The following is a 22,270-nucleotide window of genomic DNA, read 5'->3' on the forward strand; positions in this document are numbered from 1 at the left end:
TGTTTTTTGTTTAGTCTCTTGGCAGTTTTATAATAAAAATTATCAGGAATGATTAATAATGAAAAAGCACTTGGTATCTTCATTGTTATTTGCTGCGTGTTTCCAAGCAAATGCAACGGTTGTAGAAATGCAAACCGATCACGGCACTATTACTATCAACTTATATGATCAACAAACACCGGTAACAGTTGAAAACTTCTTAAGCTACGTTGGCGATGGCGCGTATGATGGCAGTGTTATTCATCGCTCTGTAGATAACTTTGTTTTGCAAGGCGGTGGCTTTAGTTATGATACTGATTTTAAAGAGATTGAAACGAAGCCTGCAATAAAAAACGAACCTGAGTTATCAAATGTGAAAGGCACAATAGCGATGGCCAAACAAGGCGGCAATGCGAATAGTGCAACAAGCCAATGGTTTTTTAACTTAAAAGATAACAGCGCGAATTTAGACGTACAAAATGGTGGTTTTACTGTGTTCGGTGAAATTACAGCAGATAGCCAACAGGCAATTGATGCAATTACGTCTTTGGTCCATTGTGGTGAAATTCCCGTTGTAGGCCTTAATAAAGATCAGTGTCCAGATACGACATCGGGTTTTAATGCTGAGGACTTAGTGACGATTAACAGTGTTATTATCGTAAATGACGACCCTAACTCATCTGCATCGCTGCAACCCAAAGAAAACACCTTAATTGACAATGTTGATTCTGGGGATGGGACCAGTGGCGGAAGTTCAGGGAGCATGGCATGGCTACTATCTCTTCTTGCCTTTGCTGGCGTGAGTCGCTTTAAAAAATAAACACTTATTTCGGTAAGGCGTTTAATTCGCCTTACCGAGTATGGACGCTAAAAAACGCGAGTTAAAATGACCACCCACATAGATAGCATAACTAAACTGCTAATAACAAAACTGTAATAACGCACTTTTAACGTATTTGATGTTAAATGAATATAACTGTGCAAAACACGCAGCAAAACATAAACCCACGCTAATGCCACAAACATATAACCTACCGCATTTAACTGTAAGGCTGTTAAACAGGCAGTAAAGAACAACACAGGCATTTCGAATTGATTAATAAAATTTCGATCTGCGACACGCACATCTGAGCCGGCTTTTTCGAGCTCCATGGTAAGAAAATCTTTCATTTCAATTGTTTTTTGCTTTGCAGCACGAAAACGGCGTTTACCCATTATGAACATAATAATGAACGTAAGTAAGACCTGTGTGAACATTGCTACAATTAGCCACTTTTCCATAGTTCATCCTTTGTTATAGTTATAGTTGTAAAGTTTAAGTCGTTAGTCCTGCTTTTTTCACAATGTGTTACAAACTTTTAGGGTTGTTACGCTAAAAAGCATTGAATTGCGACCTATGAAAACTCATGATAAATAATAATTAATGTAATATCTAATGGATACAATAAAATGACAAAAATAATAGGGCTTAGTGCGATTGCATTTGCAGTATTAGCAGGCTGTTCTTCTACTTCTACACCACCGAGTGTTAATACCAGCCTGATCCCAGACTCGTTGGTTGTTAGCCCAAACGATAGCCGTGAATACAAAACACTTAAATTAGACAACGAAATAGATGTTATTTTAATTTCAGATCCCAGTGTTGAAAAATCAGCGGCAGCCTTAAGTGTGGGTGTTGGTCTTTTGCATGACCCTATGTCACAACAGGGGATGGCACATTATTTAGAGCACATGCTATTTTTAGGAACCGATCGTTACCCGGATACTAAAGGGTACAGTGACTTTATGACTAAAAACGGTGGGGCACATAATGCTTATACGTGGTTAGATATTACCAACTACATGTTTAAAGTGAATAATGATGCATACGATGAAGCATTAGATCGTTTTGCAGATTTCTTTAAATCACCCAAGCTATATCCTGAATACACCGATAAAGAAAAAAATGCAGTAAATGCGGAATGGTCAATGCGCCGCGAAATGGATTTTTTTGGGCAATTTAAGTTAGCGCGTAAAATGATGGGTTCACACCCAGCTAATCGTTTCTTAATCGGAAACCTTGAAACTTTAGGGGATAAAGAAGGCAGTAACTTACATCAGCAAACAGTTGAGTTTTATAATAAGTACTACTCATCTAACATCATGAAAGTTGCAATGATTTCTAATCGTCCGCTTGCTGAAATGGAAGCTAAAGCTAAGCAATATTTTGCAGACATTGAAAACAAAAATATAGAGAAACCCACTGTCACAGCTAAGTTAGACTTTGACCAAGCCGGTGGCAAACGCGTTTATTACTCGCCAAATGAAGATGTTAAGCAACTTCAGTTAGAGTTTACGATTGCTGATAACAGTAATCAGTTTGCCGTTAAGCCAAACCGTTTTGTTTCTTACCTGCTGAGTAATGAAATGCAAGGTAGCCCCGCTCAGATTCTACGAGATAAAGGTTGGGTTTCTCAATTAACAGCGTCTGCTGCTCCGACACAATATGGTAACTATGGCAGTCTAACTGTGAACGTTGAGCTGACAGATGCAGGCATGCAAAACCGCGAGGAAATTGTCGCTACCATCATGCAATACATTGCATTGATAAAAGAGCAGGGTGTTGATAGTAAATACTTTAATGAGATCCGCACTTCTTTAAACAATGAATTTCAGTTTTTAGAAAAAGGCGATGAGTTTGGTTATGTAAGTAATCTAACTGATAGCATGCAAAAGTTCCCTGTTAATAATGCAATTAATGCACCTTATTACTACGCTCAATTTGATGCTGAAGCCGTGCAGAATGTGCTGTCTCAACTCAATGAAGATACTTTGCGTATTTGGTATATATCTAAGCAAGAAGAAACAGACTCACAGTTACACTTCTATGATGGTAAATACCGTATTGAAGATATTAGTGAAGATGAAATTAAACGTTGGAGTCAACCAAGTGAATTTGCACTTGCCTTACCAACCGTCAATCGCTTATTACCCGAAAGTTTTGCTATTAAAACGGGTGAATTTAAGCAGCAAGATCATCCTAAACTCGTGTTTGATAAGCAAGGCGTAAAAGTATGGCGTCAAGCAAGTCAGCAATTTGCTGAGCAACCTAAAGGCTTAGTCGAAGTTTATATCAATACACCCGATGCATTAGTTGACGCAAAATCACAGGTTCTCTACTCAATTTGGGCTGATGTCTATAATTTACAACAAAGTAAACTAAGTACTGAAGCTGCTGTTGCGGGGATGAGTCTTGGCTTACAGCCAAGTAATGGATTGATTTTATCACTCAGTGGCTTTACCGATAAGCAAGACGTTTTACTCGCACAAGCGTTAGAAAATCTGCAATTAGACGTGTCTCAAGAAGGGTTTGCACAAGCGATTGACCGCTTTAAGCGCGATTTATTAAACCAGCAAAAGCAATTTCCGTTTTATCAAGCTTTTGGTGAGTATTCTAAATTAATTCGCAGTGGTAAGTTTGATACTGAGACATTAATTGCCGCAGCAGATGAACTCACTTTGGCTGACTTTGAAAGTATTAAACAATCAACCCTAGCAGCTAATGACTTACGTGTATTCTCATTCGGTAATTATAATCAAAAAGATGTTGAGTCAATTGCAAATAAACTGATAGCCATTTTACCAAAGGGTCATAAAACGACGGAGTTTGCGCGCAGCAAAGCGTGGTTACCACAAGAAGGTGAGCGCATAGTATTACAAAAAGACATTGATGTAGCTGATGTTGCGATCATCGATATGGTGGTTCATCCAACGCCGGGTTATAAACAAAAAGCACAAGCACAAGTGTTACAAAACCACTTCAGAACTGTTGCTTTTGATAAACTGCGCACCGAAGAGCAATTAGCTTATGCGGTGGGTGCATTGGCTCGACCTATTGAAGATTACTCTGCGCTTGGTTTGTACATTCAAACACCTGTTAAAGGGCCAAAAGAGATGCAAACGCGTTTTGATGAGTTTAAAAAACAATACGCGGTAGAGCTTGATAGCATGACAGAAGAGACATTTGCTCAGCTTAAAAATGCCACCCTCGTGTCGCTAAAAGAGCAACCAAAGAATCTCAGTGATGAAATGTCGCCACTTATTAACGATTGGTACCGTGAAAACTTTAACTTTGATTCGAAAGTGCAGTTAATTGCTGAAGTTGAAAAAGTGACGTTGGCTGACTTGAAAGACTATTACAAGCAAACCATGTTAAATGATAAGGCGCCGCGTTTAAGCGTGCAAATGCGTGGTAGTAAGTTTGCAGACAAACCATTCGCCGACTTCGAAAATCAAACTAAAGTGACTAATCTAGAAACCTATTACAAAGGAATTAAATTCCAAAAGTAAGTTATCTGGTGTGTCATTATAAAAGCCCAAGCATTTGCTTGGGCTTTGTAATTTTAGGCAACGAGTAAGAACCCGATAAAGGCTGCCGTTGCTGCTATAAGGGTATACGGTAATTGTGTGACAGCATGGCTGACTAAATCGCAACCCGAGCCTTGTGCTGCTAGTACAGTGGAGTCAGAGTAAAAACATGCTTGGCTGCCAAATGACGAAGCCGACAGTAATGCCCCAATCACCAATGGAATATTGGCGTCAATTGCGTATGCTAATGGCATAACTATAGGGATTGTCACTGCAAATATTCCCCAGCTAGATCCCGTGGCAAAGGCAAGTACAGCCATTGCTAAAAAGACCACCGCAGGTAGATATTGTGCTGTCATATAGGGGCTTAAAGTATTTATCACATACTGTGGAAGCATAAGCTGGTCACAAACATCTTTAAATATAAATGCCGCCACGACTGTGCCGATAGCTGGGATCATGCTTTTAAAACCATCAAGCATTCGCTCAATAAGCTCACCTAATGACATAAGTTTTTGCAACATATAAAACGGTAGTACCACAGCAAACGTTGCCAGTAACCCTTTGAATACATCGATATCAAAGTACACGGTAAAAGCAACTAGCAAGATGATAGGGACCAAGAAATTATACAATTTGCCGTTAGTAGCCGCTGTTTCGAAGTTTTCTTCAGCTGCCTTTACTGCGTATTCATCCGCAGTATGAACGTCGTTATATTGGTTGTTCGACACGGCTATTTCGTTGTGCATGGCACGACGTTGTGCTTTTTTCATTGGCCCAAATGCAGGGATCACATTTAAGCTAACGAGCAATACGACAATAACGGCAAACCAAGCGTAAAACATATACGGAATTGCTTGGATATACACGGCAATGCCTTGACCTTCAGCGGCCACATTGTTGTCGACTAGAAGCCCACCAAAAAACACGGCCCATGTTGATAATGGCACAAGTACGCAGATAGGGGCTGCTGTCGAGTCAACGACATACGCGAGCATTTCACGGCTGATTTTAAATTTATCAGTGATGCGTTTCATTGTCTCGCCAACAGTCAGCGCATTTAGGTAATCATCAATAAATATAATTACACCCAAAGCAAACGTCATAAGTAAAGAAGAGCGTTGCCCTCTTGCAAACTTAAGTGCTAACTCGGCAAAGGCAGTTGCCCCTCCGGTCCTGACTAACAAAGCGATTAATGCACCAAAGCCACCACAGACTAAAATAAGCCAAGCGATAGTTTCATCTTGCATCACCTTAAGAGAAATATCAGCAAAGTTTGCTAATATAGCGGTAGGTCCCAACATGGCTAAACCAAAGAGGGCACCAATAAGTAAAGATAAAATAGGGCGGCGTAAAAATACGGCCAAAACCACCACCAATATTGGCGGTAGTAAACTTAACGCAGAAGGTTCTTGCATTATAATTTTCACACAGTTAAGCAAAAGTCTTTTGCTTACATAAATCAAAAGTTGTTTTTTCAACTCATGTCACTGCTTTACGCGAACACACTTTAAGGCCGCTTTACGGTAAGTGCCTGCGTTGGCTGGCGCCAGACAGTATAGAGGATATACTGCTATTGTTTTGCCCAAAACATCGCGTGAAAAATAATCCTGAATTTTAATTTAGTCAATAAGAATTTTTATCTTATCTTAATTAATTTAAGCAGTGTATTCATGTTAGGCTTAAGTAAAATTTAACGAAGGGTTTTTATGGCTTTTTCAGATACATACAGGTTAAGTAGTCATGCTGTGATCACGAATGATCAGGGCCAAGTATTATTACTTAAAGCAGACTATGGGCAAAAAAGTTGGGGATTACCGGGCGGTGCCTTAGACCAAGGTGAAACAATACATCAGGCTTTAGTGCGTGAATGTAAAGAAGAGCTCAACTGCGACATTCAAATTGGCTATCTGAGTGGGGTTTATTACCACACTGCATTTAACTCTCACGCATTTATATTTCGTGCCTATTTACCTGAAAATGCGGAAATTATGCTCAGTAGTGAACACACAGAATATGATTATTTTGATATAGACGCCTTGTCGACCGTTCAGAAAGAGCGTGTTCTGGATTGTTTAAATTTTACATCAGATGTAGTCAGTAAAGTATTTTAAGGGAACTTAAATGTTTGATATCCATTTACGTGCTGGGCAACCGGGTGACGAGCAATTTATTCTCAGTCTTTTAAATCAACCCTCTTTTATCAAATACATCGGTGATAAGCAGATTAAAACGTTGGCACAAGCACAGCATTATATTCAACAGACCTTTATTAACAGCCACCAGCAGTTCGGTTTTGGCAGTTATGTTGTTTGTTTAGCGGATGGCACAGCGATAGGAATGGTGGGCTTGTTTCAGCGTGACGCACTGGCTATTCCAGATTTAGGGTTTGCTTTGTTAGCTGAGTATGAAGGGCAGGGAATTACCACCCGTGCGGCTGGTTTATTGTTAGCAAAAACGCACGTTAAGGCACTTGGAGTATTGGTGGCAATTACGTCACAAACAAATAGTGCATCGCAAAAGGTACTACAAAAACTCGGATTTGAGCAGGTGGGTGATGTCATTATTAATGACGATCACCAACCACTTACTTTACTTTTAAAGAGCAAGCTTTGAGAGTTCATCGCCTACTTGTTGATTCACTTTAAGCCACGTCGTCTCAAGTGTTGCAACGAGCCCTTCATAATCATTATCGTGTAAAGGTGTTAGCTCGTTAAAGTAGTTAACAGCCTTTATTTTTCGACCAGTCTCTGGTGTTGTGTAATATAAACGCCAAAGACCTGCGATATTTGCGTTACCTTTTTCGTCGCCATTAAAGTGATGAAGTTCGTATTCAAGCTCGTAGTAACGTTGTTGATCGACATCGGTAATAACCGGTAATCCTTTTATTACCATCCAGTTTGTCAGCTGTGTGTATAGTTGCAGATGCGCACTGGCTGTCAGCATTAAGTCAGGCGATTCACTCCACAGGTGATAATTTGCTGCGTTAACACGGTTATTATCGAGAACCATTGCAATACCGCGATTATTCAGTGCGCCTCGCAATTGAACAGTATTAACTCTTAGCTGAACGTGTGTATTGTCACTCGAACGCTTCATAGCCACGATTGGCTGCGAAAACTGATAATACTCGATGGTTGAGAATGACGTTTGGCTACAACCAACTAACAGTAATGCTGCGCCTAAACTAAATAAAGCGAGATGTTTATTGTTCATTATTGTTTCCTCGGAGTGGGATCAGCTGGGAGTTCTTTATCAAAAATCAGCATGTTAGGCTGTTGATTCAAACCTCGGGTAAGTGGCTGTAGCTCTTCACTTAAGCGCTTAAATTCTGACAAGGTTGTTTGTAATTGCTGGTGGAATGTTGAGCCTTGCTCATAACTTGCCATTGTTTTTTCGAATTGTTTCATGGTTTTATCAAATTGCTGCATGCTCTTGGTCATTTCAGCAAAGTTTCGATTAATATCACCGGGTAAATCTTGGGTATCTTGTTTATTAAGAAGATCCCGCATGTCATGAGCGAGCGCTTGGTATTCTGAAAAGGTCTCTTGCATTTGCGCTAAACTGTCTTCAATTTTTAAATTATTCACTTTATTAAGCACATCAGACACTTGGTCTGCAAGCACCGTGATACCACTCGATACACTCGGGAAAACAGTATACTCAGCAATCGTTGTGAGTTCTGCAGGCTTCGCGTTGTCGTAAATATCAAGATCAACGTACACCGCACCCGTTAGTAAGTTGCCTGGTTTTAAGGAGGCGCGCAGACCATTTTTAATCCAGCCGTTGAGGCTTGAATGCCAAAACTCTCGTGCCGCTGCACTGTCATGATAAAGCCGCCCGTATTCAATTTTTATGAGCGCAGGAACGGCTGTGTTATCGGTTCGAAAGTGGGCAGGTTTACCGTTTATGATGACACTGGCGGGTGCCTCAACCACACTGCCTATTCGCATTCCTCTGTATTCTACTGGAGCGCCGGCTCTAAGGCCTCGAATTGATTGCTCAAAGTCTATTAAGTAGTAATCAAAATCATAAAAACGCTCTTCTAAAGCTGCTTTATAGCTATCACTTAACGAGAAGCTATGCCCATTGCTGGCTACTTCACCGGGGGCTTGCTGCTCTGGTCTACCGACAGAGATACCGCCTTTCAGCAGTTTACTTAAAGAGCCTGTGTTAACATTTATACCATCGGCAGAAAGATCAATTTCAATGCCTGAGTTAACCCAAAAAATGGAGTTGAGTGTTATTAAGTTCTGGTACGGTTCGTTAATAAAAATACCGTATTTCATTGCCTGATTTTTCCAGTCAAATGTGGCTGTTTCTATTTGACCTATTTTATAATCTTTAAAATAGATGCCCGTACTCACATCAAGCACTTCAGCGTTGTAGCTCAGTAAAGTAAAACGTCCGCCTTTGACATCTTTGCCAATTAATGCCGGTTCTTCTTGTAACTCAAATTTTTCAGTGAGTTTTTTACTTTCGCCAGGAGAGAATTCTAAGTAAACGCCAGAAAGTAGCGTGCTCATGCCGCTGATACCTGTATCATCAATGCGCGGCTTTACAACCCAAATTTTGGCATCTTCGGTGAGTAAGTCTTCGTAATGTTTATCTATTTGAGCGCGAGCAATAACACTGTTTTGTTTGTCGGAGAGTCTAACATGATCGATTTGGCCTATTTTTACACTGCGAACTTTAATCTCTGTTTTACCAGCTACAATACCCTCCGCATGGGGCATTTTAATAAAGACGGTTGTCCCTTTATTTACTTGATATTGATATAACATCCATGCACCAATTAGCAAGGCAATAACGGGAATGATCCAAATTGCCGATATATTGGGCGCTGTTTTTATTTTAGCGGTTTCGCTCATACCAAGGTCTCTTGTTTCGCTGTTTTTAAGTTTTCAGGGTTATCCCACAATAGTCGTGGATCAAATGCATGGGCTGCTAACATTTGGCAGATCACCATGGTTGTAAAAAAGACGGTGCCGATACCGGGTGTCACTGACATTAAGTTTCCTAGTTGTACTAAGGCTACTAAAATAGCGACAACAAATACATCTATCATTGACCATTTACCAATAAACTCAGTTAATTGATAAATTCGAGTGTAACTTTTTGTTTGTCTATTCGCTGGCCGTGCCACCATAAAACATAAAAAACTCATTACCAATGCTTTAGCCAAAGGCACGACTACACTGGCTAAAAATATAATCATTGCAATAGGGTAGGAGCCACTGTTCCATAAAATCATCACACCGCCAATTAATGTCGACGGGGTTTCATCACCTAGGCTCGTTGTGTACATAATGGGAAAAATATTGGCAGGAATATAACACGCGATAGACGTTATTAACCAAGCTGCCGCTTTTTGAACACTATACGGGTTACGAGTGAAGGTTTTAGATTCACAACGCACGCAAATATCTGTGTCTCCTAACTGGCCACAAACATGGCATGCACGCAAGCCTTGATCGATGGCCCTGGTGTTAGGCTTTGTTTGTTCGATGTAAACTGGGGGTTTGATTTGTTGCCATAAAGCGTGCTTGTTGAGCTTTGCTATCGCGCTTACATAGCAGATAACAAAGGCGGCATACGAGTAAAAGCTGACACCAAATTCAATATCAGCCATCGACATTATTTTAACCATACTGACCATGACACCAATTAAGAAAATTTCAGACATGATCCAAGGTTCTAAAGCAAAGGTCATTTTTAACAGTCGTTTACCCCATAAATAGGGCAATGCCTTTAGTAACCCTAAGTGCAGAGGAATAATCAGTAAAAGTAAAAACATCGGTAAGCCGATGATGCTTACATCGATAAAGAGGCCTAGAAAGTCACTGTCGTAATTAAATAATATTCGCGCAGCATCAGGCAGCGTAATTGTTTGCGTTATGCCACTGCTGGTAAATGATAAGAATGGGTAAAACATACTGCTTAATAGCATCACAATGGCGCTTAAGCTCAGTGCAACAATGTGGCTATCTTGATTTGCTTGTGAAGATAACAGCTTTGTATTGCAATGCGGGCAGACTGCTAATTGTTTTGCTTTAAGGTCTGGGATCTCAATGACATGATCACAACTTGGGCATGCTGTTTGCAAACTAAGGGTCTCTTAAACAAGAACTTAATTAATTCTGCATCAATTAAGGCTTAAATACAAATGCAGAATTGTTTTAAATAAGTTAATATATGTACAGATCTTGAGTGTATTTTATGCAATATGTTGTTTAAGGTGAGCGGTGAAGCAATTACTTTTCTTTTTAATGCTGTGTATTAATTTTAAAGCTTACTGCTTATCTCCTCAATATACTGAGAAGGCGCTCGTGATTGCTGCAAGTGCCTATCTACCTCCTTATATGATGGAGCATACCAACAGCGGTATTCAATTAGAAATAGTCAAAGCGGCACTTAAATCACAGGGCATCACTCACCTTGATATTCACTACATGTCGAATAAGCGTATAGAGCAGCAGCTTATTCAAGGCAAAATAGACATCGCCCTAAATTTTCCTGCCACGGTACATGCTGACGTATATAAAAGTGAGGCATTGCTTTATTATCAAAATGTTGCGATTAGTCTAGCTGCCAGCGAGTTTACAATTAATAGCGTGTACGACCTTGCAGGTAAAAGTGTGTTGGCTTTTCAAAATGCGACAAACTTTATCGAACCGCCCTTTAAATCAATTACTCATATTTTACGCTCTTACGACGAAGTGATAAACCAAGAGGCACAGGTTGATCATTTAATGAAAGGCTGGGTCGATGTCATTATTCTAGAGCGTCGTGTGTTCTTATATTATCTAGAAAAATACAAGCAATCAGCCAAGCATCTTCCTTTTGTGGTCCACCCTATTTTCCAACGTGCGCCAAGACCCGCTTTTTTCAACAATAAGGCACTTAAAGAGACCTTTAATATTGGCCTTGGAAAAATAATTGATTCAGGCGAATATCAAGCGATTATTCGCCTTGATGGTACTGAGTACGCAAAGCTCAGCACCGATAAGTTAAGCAAATAAAGCGACAGTTTGGCGACTGAGTGCGATAAGCTTGCCATCTTCACGCCAAATGCAGCCATCTTCTAAGCCATAACCCCCTTTACTGTGATGGGTGATTGCTTCATACCCAACCCATGCATCAGGTGCAACTTCGGGCTCATCTAAAAATTCAATGTACCATGACATACTACTGGCAGGTGCAGGTTGCTTGAACATTTGTAATAATGTCGGCGGCCAGGCATCTGTTAGCGCAATAATATGTGCCTCAGCCATTTGCGAAGGCCCCTGTTTAAACTTCATCCAGCCACCAAGGTGTGAGGTATCGGCAGCAGAAAATGGCATATTACCATCTTGCAAACACAGCGATACGTGTTGGAAAAACGCAGGCATCATTCCTTCTTTATAAGGGAGGATGAATCGCTCATCTACCGGTTTGAGTTGCATTATTTTACTCACATCAACGCGTACCGCTGATTCTCGATTGGCTCCAAAGCAGGCTTGGGTTATCACGCATACGTCACCATTTTGAATGACTTTGGCAAGTACTTGTGCGCTGTTTTTACCTTCGCGCAATACCTCAACATCAATGGAAAAATCAGTATCAGCCAATAATGGCCCTACAAAGTTGGTGCTCAGTGATAATAAACGACGCGAGCCATCAATATGCTGACGCATAGCTTGATATAATAAAGCGGCCGATAACCCCCCAAACGCGGTACGACCCTGACACCAGTTTTCGGGGAATTGCATGACTTTGGTTTTATCTTTACCAAGCTCACTGGCTTTAGCGAGTAATTGTTCAAAATGCATAAATATCCTTAACATTTATTATTATGTCGTTGGTTATAGCACAGTAAAAGTCATCAGACCAGTTTGTTTGGCACGCCGTTTGGCTTAGAAACCGGCGGTTTTTGCGGAAAAAGTATGCATTTAGAAAATATTTCAAAAAAAAGTAAATTTTTTTCATTTTTATAGTTGAATTCAGTTTGCTGCACCCCTATTTACTAGTCATCGAACGTTTTAACGAATTTTGAAGTTGGAGAAGATTCATGGGTAGAATTATTGGAATCGATTTAGGTACTACTAACTCTTGTGTAGCAGTACTAGACGGTGATAAAGCACGCGTAATTGAAAACGCGGAAGGCGATCGCACAACACCATCGATCATTGCATACACGCAAGACGGTGAAACATTAGTTGGTCAACCTGCAAAACGCCAAGCAGTAACAAACCCAACTAACACATTATTTGCTATCAAGCGTCTAATTGGTCGTCGCTTTGAAGATGAAGAAGTGCAACGCGATATCGGCATCATGCCTTTTAAAATTGTAAAGGCTGATAACGGTGACGCATGGGTTGAAGCACGCGGTGAAAAACGTGCTGCACCACAAATCTCTGCTGAAGTACTGAAGAAAATGAAGAAAACAGCAGAAGACTTCTTAGGCGAAGCGGTTACTGAAGCGGTAATCACTGTACCTGCTTACTTCAATGACTCACAACGTCAAGCAACGAAAGATGCGGGTCGTATCGCAGGTCTTGAAGTAAAACGTATCATCAATGAGCCAACAGCCGCTGCACTTGCATACGGTATGGACAAAAACAAAGGTGAAAACGTTGTTGCAGTTTACGACTTAGGTGGCGGTACTTTCGATATCTCAATCATCGAGATTGACGAAGTTGAAGGCGAGCACACATTTGAAGTACTTGCGACTAATGGTGACACACACCTAGGTGGTGAAGACTTTGATAACCGTGTCATCAACTACTTGGTTGAAGAGTTCAAGAAAGATCAAGGCATTGACCTTAAAAATGATCCTCTTGCAATGCAACGTGTTAAAGAAGCAGCTGAAAAAGCGAAGATTGAACTTTCTTCTGCACAGCAAACAGAAGTTAACTTACCGTATGTGACTGCTGACGCATCAGGTCCTAAGCACATGAACGTGAAAGTAACACGTGCAAAACTTGAGTCACTGGTTGAAGACTTAGTTACTAAGTCAATCGAGCCACTTAAGCGTGCACTTGCTGATGCTGATTTATCAGTTAGCGACATTAATGACATCATTCTTGTTGGTGGTCAAACACGTATGCCACTAGTGCAAAAAACGGTTGCTGAGTTCTTTGGTAAAGAACCACGTAAAGACGTTAACCCAGATGAAGCGGTTGCAGTAGGTGCAGCGATTCAAGGTGGTGTACTTGCAGGTGACGTAAAAGACGTACTACTTCTTGACGTATCTCCGTTATCACTTGGTATCGAGACGATGGGCCAAGTAATGACGGCGTTAATTGAGAAAAACACGACGATTCCTACTAAGAAATCACAAGTGTTCTCAACAGCGGAAGATAATCAGTCTGCAGTAACGATTCACGTGTTACAAGGTGAGCGTAAGCGTGCTAGCGATAACAAATCACTAGGTCAATTTAACCTAGAAGGTATTCGTCCAGCGCAACGTGGTACACCACAAATCGAAGTTACTTTCGATGTTGATGCTGACGGTATCTTACACGTATCTGCGAAAGACAAAGATACAGGCAAAGAGCAGAAGATTACTATCCAAGCTTCTTCAGGTCTAAGCGATGAAGAAGTTGAAAAAATGGTACGTGATGCAGAAGCTCACGCTGAAGAAGACAAGAAATTCGAAGAGCTAGTCGCGACTCGTAACCAAGCTGATGCAATGGTTCACGGTACACGTAAGCAAATCGAAGAAGCAGGCGATGCATTACCTGCAGAAGATAAAGAAGCAATCGAAGCTGCAGTTTCAGAACTTGAAGCGGCGATTAAGAGTGACAAGAAAGAAGAGATCGAAGCGAAGACGCAAGCGCTTGCTGAAAAGTCACAAAAGCTTATGGAAATTGCACAAGCTAAAGCACAACAACAAGGTGGTGCTGACGCAGGTGCACAACAATCTTCTGCTAAGCAAGACGACGATGTTGTTGATGCAGAGTTCGAAGAAGTGAAAGACGACAAGTAATTGTTCGTACCGCTTCTGCCTAGCTTAAAAGAGGCTGCTTTATTAGGCCAATTAAGTTAGGATGAATGATTGAGGCGCGCCGGCGATTTCGCTTGACGCGCCTTTTGCATGTATATGGATGGTAAAGCGATACCCTTTATCGGTTTACTTTCATGCAGTGAAAACTGCAGTAAAAAGAGTAGTGTGATAGATATGTCAAAAAGCGATTATTATGAAGTTCTCGGCGTTAGCAAAGATGCCAGCGAACGAGACATCAAAAAAGCGTATAAGCGCTTAGCGATGAAATATCATCCAGACCGTACAGCAGGCGATAAAGAACTTGAAACGAAATTCAAGGAAGTAAAAGAAGCCTACGAAGTACTTACTGATGACCAAAAACGTCAAATGTATGACCAATATGGTCATGCTGCCTTTGAACAAGGTGGTGGCGGTCATGGCGGTGGCTTTGGTGGTGGTCACGGTGACTTTGGTGATATTTTTGGTGATGTGTTTGGTGATATTTTCGGTGGCGGTGGTCGTCGTCAATCTCGCCAACAGCGCGGTGCTGATTTACGTTACAACATGGACTTAAGCCTTGAAGAAGCTGTTCGTGGTAAAGATGTAGAAATTAAAGTACCGACATGGGTAAGTTGTAAACCGTGTGATGGTAGTGGCGCAAAAGCCGGCTCTAAACCAAAAACATGTACAACGTGTCATGGTGCAGGCCAAGTGCAAATGCGCCAAGGGTTTTTTGCTGTGCAGCAAACATGTCCTACCTGTCAGGGTACTGGTCAGATTATTTCTGATCCCTGTGATAGCTGTCATGGTCAAGGCCGCGTCGAAAAGACTAAAACACTATCAGTTAAAATCCCTGCGGGTGTAGATACGGGTGACCGTATTCGTCTTTCAGGTGAAGGTGAAGCGGGGATGCATGGTGCCCCTGCGGGTGATCTATATGTTCAAGTCTCTGTTCGTGAACACCCAATTTTCCAACGTGATGGCAATAACCTGTATTGTGAAGTACCAATTGGTTTCACAACGGCAGCATTAGGTGGCGAAATTGAAGTGCCGACATTAGACGGTCGTGCCAAACTGAAGATCCCAGCAGAAAGCCAAACGGGTAAAATGTTCCGTATGCGTGGTAAAGGCGTTAAGTCTGTACGCAGTGGTGCTCAAGGTGACTTAATCTGTAAAGTCGTGATAGAAACGCCTGTTAATCTTAATGAACGTCAGCGTGAACTGCTTGAAGAACTTGAGCAAAGCATGGGTAAAGATGGTTCTAAAAATCGCCCAAAAGAAAAAGGTTTCTTTGACGGTGTGAAGAAATTCTTCGATGATTTAACTAAGTAATTTTAGTTAGCTGAATATAAAAATGGCGCTTATTTTTAAGCGCCTTTTTTATGCTTGTTTTAGTGATCTAAGAACAAATAGTTTTGCCAGCTTTTCATTCTGATTAACACTTTTCGCATAACAGAAACATGCTCAAAATGTTCTGAATACACGGCCACTTCGGTACTTGTGCCTTGTGGGAGATGATATTCACTCATATCGTCGGTAATTTTCAGTGTCACGATTGCCCGCCCTTCACGTGCAAAAAACTCACTGCCCATTAGTGTACCTTGTGCTTGAACTTGTCCTTCACCTATTGCTGGTAGTACATCAACGACTTCACCTGCAAAGGTTTTGCCGGGAATGGCTTTAAAAATAAAATCAGCTTTATAGCCAGGCTCTAATCTAAGTAATGAATTTTGTCTAAATGCGGCCACGTAACGAGTGTCTTCTTTGTGTACAAAGGTCATCACCGGGCGCAATGGCATAGGGACGGCAATCATCCCTGGGCGAAGAGTTAATTGGGTAACGTAACCGTCTGTCGGTGCATAAACACGAGTGCTATCAAGGTTAAACTGTGCTTGTTCTAAATGGGCCCTGGCTGCGGCTATTTTGGTTTGTTCACCATTAATTTCTGATTCGTACGCAAGCTTCTGACGTAACTCTTGTGCTTGTGACGCTTCGTAGTTTGCTTTCGCTGCGAGGTAGACTCCTAGTTTATTATCAACTTGGCCTTTTGAATAGGCACCGCTTTTTGCCCCTTTTTCATAGCGTTCGTATTCTTTTTTACTTCGCTCGAATTCTGCTTTACTCATAAGAGTACTTGCTTGTGCTGACTTATATGCGGCTTCTAACCCTAATACTGATTGCGTCGCATCTTGCAATCCAGCCATTGCCTCATTTAGTTTTGCTTTATATAAGGTATCATCTAAGCGAAAGAGTAAATCACCTTTTTTAACCGGCTGATTTGCATTTACCGCAACCTCTTCAACAGTGCCTCTAACATTTGGAACAATGGGGGTGGTTACATAGACACTGCTTGCCATGTTCGAGTGTGGATGATTGTAATTCATCAATAAAATGAGTGTGCCAATTAAAATGACACCGCCGAGTACAGCGGTTGGCACTGTCCATTTATTTAGGGGGATCTTGAATACTTTAAATATGCCAATACATAGTGCGGTATAAGATAGTATTAATAGTAAATCCATATTTTACTTCTCTTTATTATTCGATTGGGCGTTTATTTGTGCCTGTAATGCAGCGACAGTCGCTGACAAGCTAGCTACTTTTTCGGCAAGTTCTTCTTGTTCTTTTTGAATTTGGTTAAACCCCCAGCCTCTGTCGTCGCGCCATAAGGTTGCCCACACCCACAGCAAAGGCCATAACACATGTAGTGTAAACAAGCTGACCCAGCCAGCATAATGAATGGCATCTTGATGAGGGTGATTACGTTTTTTGGCAATCTCGTAGGGAATATCGTGGATGGCTATTACGCCATAAAATATTACTACAGTAACAAACACCAGCATAACTAGTGCAAAGTAGTCTAAAAACATGTACTTTCCTTCGTTCTTTCGTTAGTAGAATTTTATAATACGTTAAATTTTATTTTTTCCTAGTTTCTATTTTTATACAAAACATTAGTTTAGCACCACATAGTAGTCTGTATCGGCAAGACACCGACACAGAGTCACATCCTCTGAGAATGCAGTTTTTTGAATTTTTCCTTTATCAAGCCCTAGGGTATGACACTTATTTTGACAGGCAATATACGCATTCCAAGCTGTGTATTCGTTGCAGATAAAGTTTATGGTGCTTAGTAATGTAACGATAACTATGCACTGCTTTATAAGATAGAAGCAGGTGTGTTTCGACATGATACTGACCTTGCTTGGTGCTCATACCTTTAGTGTAGCGTATGCAGGAATTTTTATTGGTCATTAAAGAACGGTTTTTAATGTGTTTGCTTCTTTCTCTATAACAAACAGTTATGATACTTTTTAATGAAACAGCATTGGTTTTTTAAGGATTAATAGATGACACCTGCAATTAACTTACTCAAAAAAAAGGGAATTAAGTTTAATGTTCTTAGCTACGACCATGACCCCAATAACACACAATACGGTCTTGAAGCGGTTGAAAAGTTAGGCTTACCGGCAGAGCAAGTATTTAAAACGTTGGTACTTGAAGATAACGACAATCATCTGCTTGTTGCGGTGTTGCCAGTTATGCAGCAAGTAAACCTTAAAATGTTAGCCAAAGCGGCCGGTGTAAAAAGGGTGCAGATGGCTGCTCAGCAAAAAGTTGAAAATAGTACAGGTTATATTTTTGGAGGAGTAAGCCCGCTTGGTCAGAAAAAGCGACTTGCTACGTTTATCCACCATTGTGCATCAAACTGTGAGCTTATGTACGTGTCTGCAGGAAAACGTGGTTTAGAGGTTTCGATTTCTGTTCACGACCTCAGTCGCTTAACAGGGGCTAAGTTGGTTGATTTTTGAACATGTCTGTTGTTTTTTCTCTATTTTAGGTATTTTTTATTTGATATAGAGTGCATTCTGTATAAGCTTAATTTGCCTTATTAATGTTAATAACGGTTTATCTAAAAGGATTCAGGATATGAAAAAATTAATTGCTATTTCTGCACTTTCACTACTTCCACTTTCAACTGCAATGGCCGACCAAGATATTGGTTGTGGTTTCGGTTCAATGTTATTTGCAGGTAAAGACGGTAAAGTTGTTAAAGTACTTGGTGCAACAACAAATGGTATTTCTGGTAACCAAACATTCGGTATTACATTTGGTACGCTAGGCTGTGATGGCACAGGCACAGTAACTGCATCAACGAAAGTTGCAACGTTTATTGATGGCAATATGGAACAACTTGCACGTGATATGTCTCGCGGTGAAGGCGAAGCACTTGAAACACTTGCTGAAGTTTGGGGCGTAGAAAGCCAAGATAAAGCGGCATTCAATAAATTAGTGCAAACACAGTTTTCGCATGTTTTCACATCAGAAAATGTGACATCTCAAATTGTGCTTGAAAATCTAAATACACTTGTAGCAAATGATGCACAACTTGCATCTTACACTTTGTCTTAATTGACGTTTTTCTTTATAAAGCCCTTTACGGGCTTTTATTCTCTTATGCATAGACTTTTATTGCTCTGTTTAGTGCTCTTTAGCAGCGCTGTTTTTTCTAGTACGGTTACAAAAGATATCGCTTATAACCCTTACTGGCTTAAACTAGGACATTATAATCAGCAACGTTTTTCTTCGTATGAAAGTGAAGTAGACAGTAATGCATTTTTCTTTTCGCCTGTAGGTAAGAGCGATCCTCATGCTGAGCTTATTGCCACGATAAAAGCATTTGAGTTGGCTGATAATAATGAGGCTCAATGTCGTTTTCCTGCTCGCTATAGGTGGCTGAAGGATCATTTTTTTCCGCAGTGGCCTGAACTTTTGTGCCCTGAGATAGATGTTTGGCAACAGCTTATAAACCCTAAAGGTATAACCTTGGTGTTTCCAACTGCGTTTATGAATGATCCCTCATCTATGTTTGGTCATACGTTACTGCGCATAGACGCAAGGGATCAAACTCGCAGTCGTGAACTAATAGCTTTTGCGGTAAATTTCGCTGCTGAACCAGATGCAACAGATAATGCAGCGCTTTACGCTTTAAAAGGCGTTATTGGTCAATACCCCGGTAAGTTCACCTTAATGCCTTACTATAGAAAGGTGCGTGAATATAATGATCTCGAATCGCGTGATATTTGGGAGTATCCGCTTAACTTATCAGAGCCAGAAATTCAGCGTATCTTGCTTCATTTATGGGAGATGCAGTGGGCTACATTTGATTATTTTTTTATTGATGAGAATTGCTCATATCAGCTATTAGCCTTGTTACAGCTAGCGCGTGATGATTTGTTTTTAACCTCGGAGTTTTCTACACACGCAATTCCCTCAGATACGGTTGCTGCATTAAAGCAATATGGATTATTACAGCCCCCTAAATATCGCGCAGCGTCGGGCAGCAAGTTACTTAATTATGAAAGCCAGTTAACCGATGAACAACTTGTCATGGCACAAGCATTACGTGATGGAAAACCTTTGCATGATTTATCACTTTCGGCTAAAGATGCTGTGCCAGTACTCGAAATGGCCTATGAATGGCTTAATTATCAGTACTATGATCAAGGTCTTGCTCGCGACGAAATAGCCCCACGATTAACGCGACTTCTTCATCAACGAAGCCAATATCATGTTGTCTCACCCTTTGAGCCACCTCAAATACCGCGTGTTAGTCCCGAGCAGGGACATGGCTCTGCGCGTATTGGTGCTGTGGTTAGCCACTATGAAAATAGCGCCAACCGTGTTGGTTTAAGTTATCGTGTTGCTTATCACGATTTATTAGATAATGCAGGGGGCTTTATACCCGGCGCCCAAATCAGCTTTTTTGATGTAGAGGCGAGTATTGATAACAACGAGCGCCTTTTTTTAGAGCGTTTATATGTGATAGATGCCATGTCTTTAGCACCTGACAATCGACTTTTTGATTCTTGGTCTTGGAATGTCCGCGTTGGTTATGACCGCCAACCTACGTTAAAAAAGCGAGCTGGCCGTAGCTTTATTCAAGGTGGATACGGTAAATCTTTTGGTGATGCCAACCATTTTCAAAGCTATATTTTAGCGTCGTCTTTGTTGCAAACTGGTTCGTTAATTGATTCGCTTTCATTTGCTTTAGGCAGCGAGGCCGGTGCTATATGGCAAGTGACAGAGTCACAAAAGCTAGCTTTATCGGGCCAAGCATTATGGCTGTTCAATGAGCCCCGCAGTGACAAGCACATTGAGTTTTCTGCGCATTGGCAAATTGCTTTAGCGCAAAATTGGGGGTTCAGAAGCTCTTTTGTATATCAAGATTGGCAAGTATCAGAGCAGCAATTTAAATTACAGCTACTGCATTACTTTTAACAGTGTATTTTTGGCAAGTTATACCAGCGTGTTGTGTAATGGGGTGATAAATACTCTCGTTTCATATGCCAGTCAGCGCTAGACGTTTCACTGGCTATGGCTAATGTGCCGATGCCAAAGCGTGCATTTATTTTGTCTAAGCATTGCATTAACTTAGGGTTATCGATGGAGGCTTGAAATAAGTCGGGTTGTTGGAACATGTGGCTTGTAAGCTCTAGTGCGCCAACACCACATTTGTAAAAAAGCACATTGGGTTTGTATAACTGCTCGAATACCTCGCTAATTGCATTAGCAAATACACGGCTGTCGGCGGTGGCGATATTGAACTCATAAATATACGATTTCTTGTAGTAGCCTTGTTGGTGTGGTGAACTGGCGACAAATATCAGTAAACGTTGAGTTAGCGACCCTTGAGCGCGTAGTTTACGCGCTACAATAGCACTGTGGTTAATCAATGCGGTTTTTAGCGTTATGGGATCTGTTACGCGCTCACCAAAGCTACGTGTTGAAAAAATTTCTTTTTTATCTTGGCGTACATCATCCCAGCTCAAACAGCGTTTGCCACATAGTTCATTAACGGTACGCTCAAGTACTACACTAAATAAGCGTTTCATTTTTCGGGGGTCTTGCTGTGCAAGATCAAGTGCGGTGTTAATGTTCATTAACTTTAGCTTTTTAGCTAACCGTTTTCCCACGCCCCATACATCTTGTATATCCATGGCGCGTAAAATATTGACCCGTGAAGACTCAGAATCTATGACGGCAACACCATCAAACCCCGGTAGTTTTTTGGCCGCATGGTTTGCTGCCTTTGCAAGTGTTGCCGTAGGACCAAACCCTACGCCCACGGGCAGTTTTGTTTCACGCCAGACTGTACGTCGAATAGTATGCCCATAACGATACCAATCAGTTATGAGTGGATTAAAACCGTTAAAATTTAAAAAAGACTCATCAATCGAATAAATGTGTTGGTTATCACAAAAGCGACCTATCACATTCATCATACGCTCGCTTAAATCTGCGTAAAGCTCATAATTAGAAGAACGGATCACGACCTGATGATCAAAGAGGTATTGTTTAACTTGAAAATAAGGTTGAAACTTTGGGATAGCAAGCTTGCGAGCAATAGGGCACACAGCACAAATACAGCCATCGTTGTTAGTTAGAACCACAACGGGTTTACGACGAATCGACGGGTCAAAAACTTTTTCTGCACTGGCATAAAACGCCACTGCATCAACTAAGGCGTACATGATAGTAGTTCTTTGCTACTGCGGTGCATACGAATAGAGCGGGTAACAACACCTTCGAGTTGAAATTCATCAGAATCTCTTAACTGCACTGCGGGGTACTTGGCAGAGGCTGACAATAACTGTGCATTGTGTTTGTCGAGTAATTTACAAACAAATAAACCGTTTAAGTTTGCGACGATTACATCGCCATTTTTAACATCTTCAGCGCGATCAACAAGCAATAAGTCGCCATCAAAAATACCGACACCTTGCATTGATTCTCCCGACGCAATACCAATAAAAGTCGCATCGGGGTGCTTAATTAACAGCTGATCTAATGATAAGCCAAGTTCTTTGTATTGAGCCGCAGGTGATTCGAAACCACATACGCCTGCTTCAATATAAATAGGAATAACACGCATAAAAAAACCACTATACTGTATGTTTGTACAGTATAGTGGTT

The 22,270-nt window shown here is 41.0% G+C and carries 20 protein-coding genes; 10 read left to right on the plus strand and 10 right to left on the minus strand.

The features are described 5' to 3' along the window. Window positions 1-58: 58 nt before the first annotated feature. Window positions 59-799 (plus strand): peptidylprolyl isomerase, encoded by a 741-nt coding sequence (locus tag BM378_RS10545; RefSeq protein ID WP_036972704.1) that lies wholly within the window; start codon window positions 59-61, stop codon window positions 797-799. Between the two features lie 47 nt (window positions 800-846). Here BM378_RS10545 and BM378_RS10550 read toward each other — a convergent pair whose 3' ends face one another. Next, entirely contained in the window at window positions 847-1,260 is a 414-nt protein-coding gene (locus tag BM378_RS10550; protein WP_074989152.1) for an MAPEG family protein, read from the minus strand. A 168-nt stretch (window positions 1,261-1,428) separates the two neighbouring features. Between BM378_RS10550 and BM378_RS10555 the strand changes: the two genes are divergently transcribed. Next, on the plus strand, window positions 1,429-4,308 hold the full coding sequence (locus BM378_RS10555) for an insulinase family protein (protein ID WP_074989153.1): 2,880 nt from the start codon (window positions 1,429-1,431) through the stop codon (window positions 4,306-4,308). Between the two features lie 53 nt (window positions 4,309-4,361). On the opposite strand, the gene BM378_RS10560 is transcribed toward BM378_RS10555, so the two are convergent. Continuing rightward, entirely contained in the window at window positions 4,362-5,744 is a 1,383-nt protein-coding gene (locus BM378_RS10560; protein ID WP_074989175.1) for a Na+/H+ antiporter NhaC family protein, read from the minus strand. A 291-nt stretch (window positions 5,745-6,035) separates the two neighbouring features. Between BM378_RS10560 and BM378_RS10565 the strand changes: the two genes are divergently transcribed. Both BM378_RS10565 and BM378_RS10570 read left to right on the plus strand, forming a co-directional pair. Next, window positions 6,036-6,440 (plus strand): NUDIX hydrolase, encoded by a 405-nt coding sequence (locus tag BM378_RS10565; protein WP_036972696.1) that lies wholly within the window; start codon window positions 6,036-6,038, stop codon window positions 6,438-6,440. 10 nt (window positions 6,441-6,450) lie between these two features. Further along, the gene (locus BM378_RS10570) at window positions 6,451-6,942 is read left to right on the plus strand and encodes a GNAT family N-acetyltransferase (RefSeq protein WP_036972694.1); all 492 of its coding nucleotides are present in this window, start codon (window positions 6,451-6,453) and stop codon (window positions 6,940-6,942) included. Here BM378_RS10570 and BM378_RS10575 read toward each other — a convergent pair. Genes BM378_RS10575 through BM378_RS10585 form a run of 3 tightly spaced genes read right to left on the minus strand, consistent with a single transcriptional unit; the run spans window position 6,925 to window position 10,432 of the window. Then, window positions 6,925-7,542, minus strand: coding sequence for a PqiC family protein (locus BM378_RS10575; RefSeq protein WP_074989154.1), 618 nt, complete (start codon window positions 7,540-7,542; stop codon window positions 6,925-6,927). The two genes, BM378_RS10570 and BM378_RS10575, sit on opposite strands and share 18 nt — an antisense overlap. Next, window positions 7,542-9,197 carry an intermembrane transport protein PqiB gene (gene pqiB, locus BM378_RS10580; RefSeq protein WP_036972689.1) on the minus strand — a complete coding sequence of 552 codons (1,656 nt, stop codon included), beginning with the start codon at window positions 9,195-9,197 and terminating at the stop codon, window positions 7,542-7,544. Before pqiB ends, BM378_RS10575 begins: the two co-directional genes overlap by 1 nt. Continuing rightward, complete coding sequence (locus BM378_RS10585; protein ID WP_074989155.1) at window positions 9,194-10,432, minus strand: PqiA/YebS family transporter subunit; 1,239 nt, start codon at window positions 10,430-10,432, stop codon at window positions 9,194-9,196. Before BM378_RS10585 ends, pqiB begins: the two co-directional genes overlap by 4 nt. A 139-nt stretch (window positions 10,433-10,571) precedes the next feature. On the opposite strand from BM378_RS10585, the gene BM378_RS10590 reads away from it, so the two are divergent. Then, the gene (locus BM378_RS10590) at window positions 10,572-11,348 is read left to right on the plus strand and encodes a substrate-binding periplasmic protein (protein WP_227006867.1); all 777 of its coding nucleotides are present in this window, start codon (window positions 10,572-10,574) and stop codon (window positions 11,346-11,348) included. On the opposite strand, the gene BM378_RS10595 is transcribed toward BM378_RS10590, so the two are convergent. Further along, window positions 11,337-12,137 carry a thioesterase family protein gene (locus BM378_RS10595; protein ID WP_074989156.1) on the minus strand — a complete coding sequence of 267 codons (801 nt, stop codon included), beginning with the start codon at window positions 12,135-12,137 and terminating at the stop codon, window positions 11,337-11,339. The two genes, BM378_RS10590 and BM378_RS10595, sit on opposite strands and share 12 nt — an antisense overlap. A 239-nt stretch (window positions 12,138-12,376) precedes the next feature. Here BM378_RS10595 and dnaK point away from each other — a divergent pair, with 239 nt between their 5' ends. Further along, window positions 12,377-14,296, plus strand: a complete 1,920-nt coding sequence (dnaK, locus tag BM378_RS10600) for a molecular chaperone DnaK (protein ID WP_065979170.1) — start codon at window positions 12,377-12,379, stop codon at window positions 14,294-14,296. Between the two features lie 192 nt (window positions 14,297-14,488). Next, a complete protein-coding gene (dnaJ, locus tag BM378_RS10605) occupies window positions 14,489-15,625 on the plus strand; it encodes a molecular chaperone DnaJ (protein ID WP_036972987.1) in 1,137 nt (378 codons plus the stop codon). 59 nt (window positions 15,626-15,684) lie between these two features. Here dnaJ and BM378_RS10610 read toward each other — a convergent pair whose 3' ends face one another. Beyond that, a complete protein-coding gene (locus BM378_RS10610) occupies window positions 15,685-16,815 on the minus strand; it encodes an HlyD family secretion protein (RefSeq protein ID WP_074989157.1) in 1,131 nt (376 codons plus the stop codon). A 3-nt stretch (window positions 16,816-16,818) separates the two neighbouring features. After that, window positions 16,819-17,163: a DUF3302 domain-containing protein gene (locus BM378_RS10615; protein ID WP_036972677.1), complete on the minus strand. Its 345-nt coding sequence runs from the start codon at window positions 17,161-17,163 to the stop codon at window positions 16,819-16,821. A gap of 480 nt (window positions 17,164-17,643) precedes the next feature. Between BM378_RS10615 and ybaK the strand changes: the two genes are divergently transcribed. From ybaK to BM378_RS10630, 3 genes are all read left to right on the plus strand, one after another. After that, window positions 17,644-18,105 (plus strand): Cys-tRNA(Pro) deacylase, encoded by a 462-nt coding sequence (gene ybaK, locus BM378_RS10620; protein ID WP_065979172.1) that lies wholly within the window; start codon window positions 17,644-17,646, stop codon window positions 18,103-18,105. 118 nt (window positions 18,106-18,223) lie between these two features. Then, the gene (locus tag BM378_RS10625) at window positions 18,224-18,706 is read left to right on the plus strand and encodes a DUF3015 domain-containing protein (protein WP_065979173.1); all 483 of its coding nucleotides are present in this window, start codon (window positions 18,224-18,226) and stop codon (window positions 18,704-18,706) included. 45 nt (window positions 18,707-18,751) lie between these two features. Continuing rightward, window positions 18,752-20,575 carry an Lnb N-terminal periplasmic domain-containing protein gene (locus tag BM378_RS10630; RefSeq protein ID WP_074989158.1) on the plus strand — a complete coding sequence of 608 codons (1,824 nt, stop codon included), beginning with the start codon at window positions 18,752-18,754 and terminating at the stop codon, window positions 20,573-20,575. Here BM378_RS10630 and BM378_RS10635 read toward each other — a convergent pair. Then, a complete protein-coding gene (locus BM378_RS10635) occupies window positions 20,572-21,828 on the minus strand; it encodes a Y-family DNA polymerase (RefSeq protein WP_036972668.1) in 1,257 nt (418 codons plus the stop codon). The two genes, BM378_RS10630 and BM378_RS10635, sit on opposite strands and share 4 nt — an antisense overlap. After that, entirely contained in the window at window positions 21,816-22,229 is a 414-nt protein-coding gene (locus tag BM378_RS10640) for a LexA family protein (RefSeq protein ID WP_036972666.1), read from the minus strand. The genes BM378_RS10635 and BM378_RS10640 overlap by 13 nt, the downstream gene beginning before the upstream one ends. Window positions 22,230-22,270: the final 41 nt, after the last annotated feature.

The sequence above is a fragment of the Pseudoalteromonas lipolytica genome, assembly GCF_900116435.1.
Lineage (GTDB): Bacteria > Pseudomonadota > Gammaproteobacteria > Enterobacterales > Alteromonadaceae > Pseudoalteromonas > Pseudoalteromonas lipolytica.

Bases quoted from the DNA above. Each gene is read 5' to 3' on its own strand.
- BM378_RS10545 (WP_036972704.1), top strand. From the start codon at position 59: ATGAAAAAGCACTTGGTATCTTCATTGTTATTTGCTGCGTGTTTCCAA.
- BM378_RS10550 (WP_074989152.1), bottom strand. From the start codon at position 1,260: ATGGAAAAGTGGCTAATTGTAGCAATGTTCACACAGGTCTTACTTACG.
- BM378_RS10555 (WP_074989153.1), top strand. From the start codon at position 1,429: ATGACAAAAATAATAGGGCTTAGTGCGATTGCATTTGCAGTATTAGCA.
- BM378_RS10560 (WP_074989175.1), bottom strand. From the start codon at position 5,744: ATGCAAGAACCTTCTGCGTTAAGTTTACTACCGCCAATATTGGTGGTG.
- BM378_RS10565 (WP_036972696.1), top strand. From the start codon at position 6,036: ATGGCTTTTTCAGATACATACAGGTTAAGTAGTCATGCTGTGATCACG.
- BM378_RS10570 (WP_036972694.1), top strand. From the start codon at position 6,451: ATGTTTGATATCCATTTACGTGCTGGGCAACCGGGTGACGAGCAATTT.
- BM378_RS10575 (WP_074989154.1), bottom strand. From the start codon at position 7,542: ATGAACAATAAACATCTCGCTTTATTTAGTTTAGGCGCAGCATTACTG.
- pqiB (WP_036972689.1), bottom strand. From the start codon at position 9,197: ATGAGCGAAACCGCTAAAATAAAAACAGCGCCCAATATATCGGCAATT.
- BM378_RS10595 (WP_074989156.1), bottom strand. From the start codon at position 12,137: ATGCATTTTGAACAATTACTCGCTAAAGCCAGTGAGCTTGGTAAAGAT.
- dnaK (WP_065979170.1), top strand. From the start codon at position 12,377: ATGGGTAGAATTATTGGAATCGATTTAGGTACTACTAACTCTTGTGTA.
- dnaJ (WP_036972987.1), top strand. From the start codon at position 14,489: ATGTCAAAAAGCGATTATTATGAAGTTCTCGGCGTTAGCAAAGATGCC.
- BM378_RS10610 (WP_074989157.1), bottom strand. From the start codon at position 16,815: ATGGATTTACTATTAATACTATCTTATACCGCACTATGTATTGGCATA.
- BM378_RS10615 (WP_036972677.1), bottom strand. From the start codon at position 17,163: ATGTTTTTAGACTACTTTGCACTAGTTATGCTGGTGTTTGTTACTGTA.
- ybaK (WP_065979172.1), top strand. From the start codon at position 17,644: ATGACACCTGCAATTAACTTACTCAAAAAAAAGGGAATTAAGTTTAAT.
- BM378_RS10625 (WP_065979173.1), top strand. From the start codon at position 18,224: ATGAAAAAATTAATTGCTATTTCTGCACTTTCACTACTTCCACTTTCA.
- BM378_RS10630 (WP_074989158.1), top strand. From the start codon at position 18,752: ATGCATAGACTTTTATTGCTCTGTTTAGTGCTCTTTAGCAGCGCTGTT.
- BM378_RS10635 (WP_036972668.1), bottom strand. From the start codon at position 21,828: ATGTACGCCTTAGTTGATGCAGTGGCGTTTTATGCCAGTGCAGAAAAA.
- BM378_RS10640 (WP_036972666.1), bottom strand. From the start codon at position 22,229: ATGCGTGTTATTCCTATTTATATTGAAGCAGGCGTATGTGGTTTCGAA.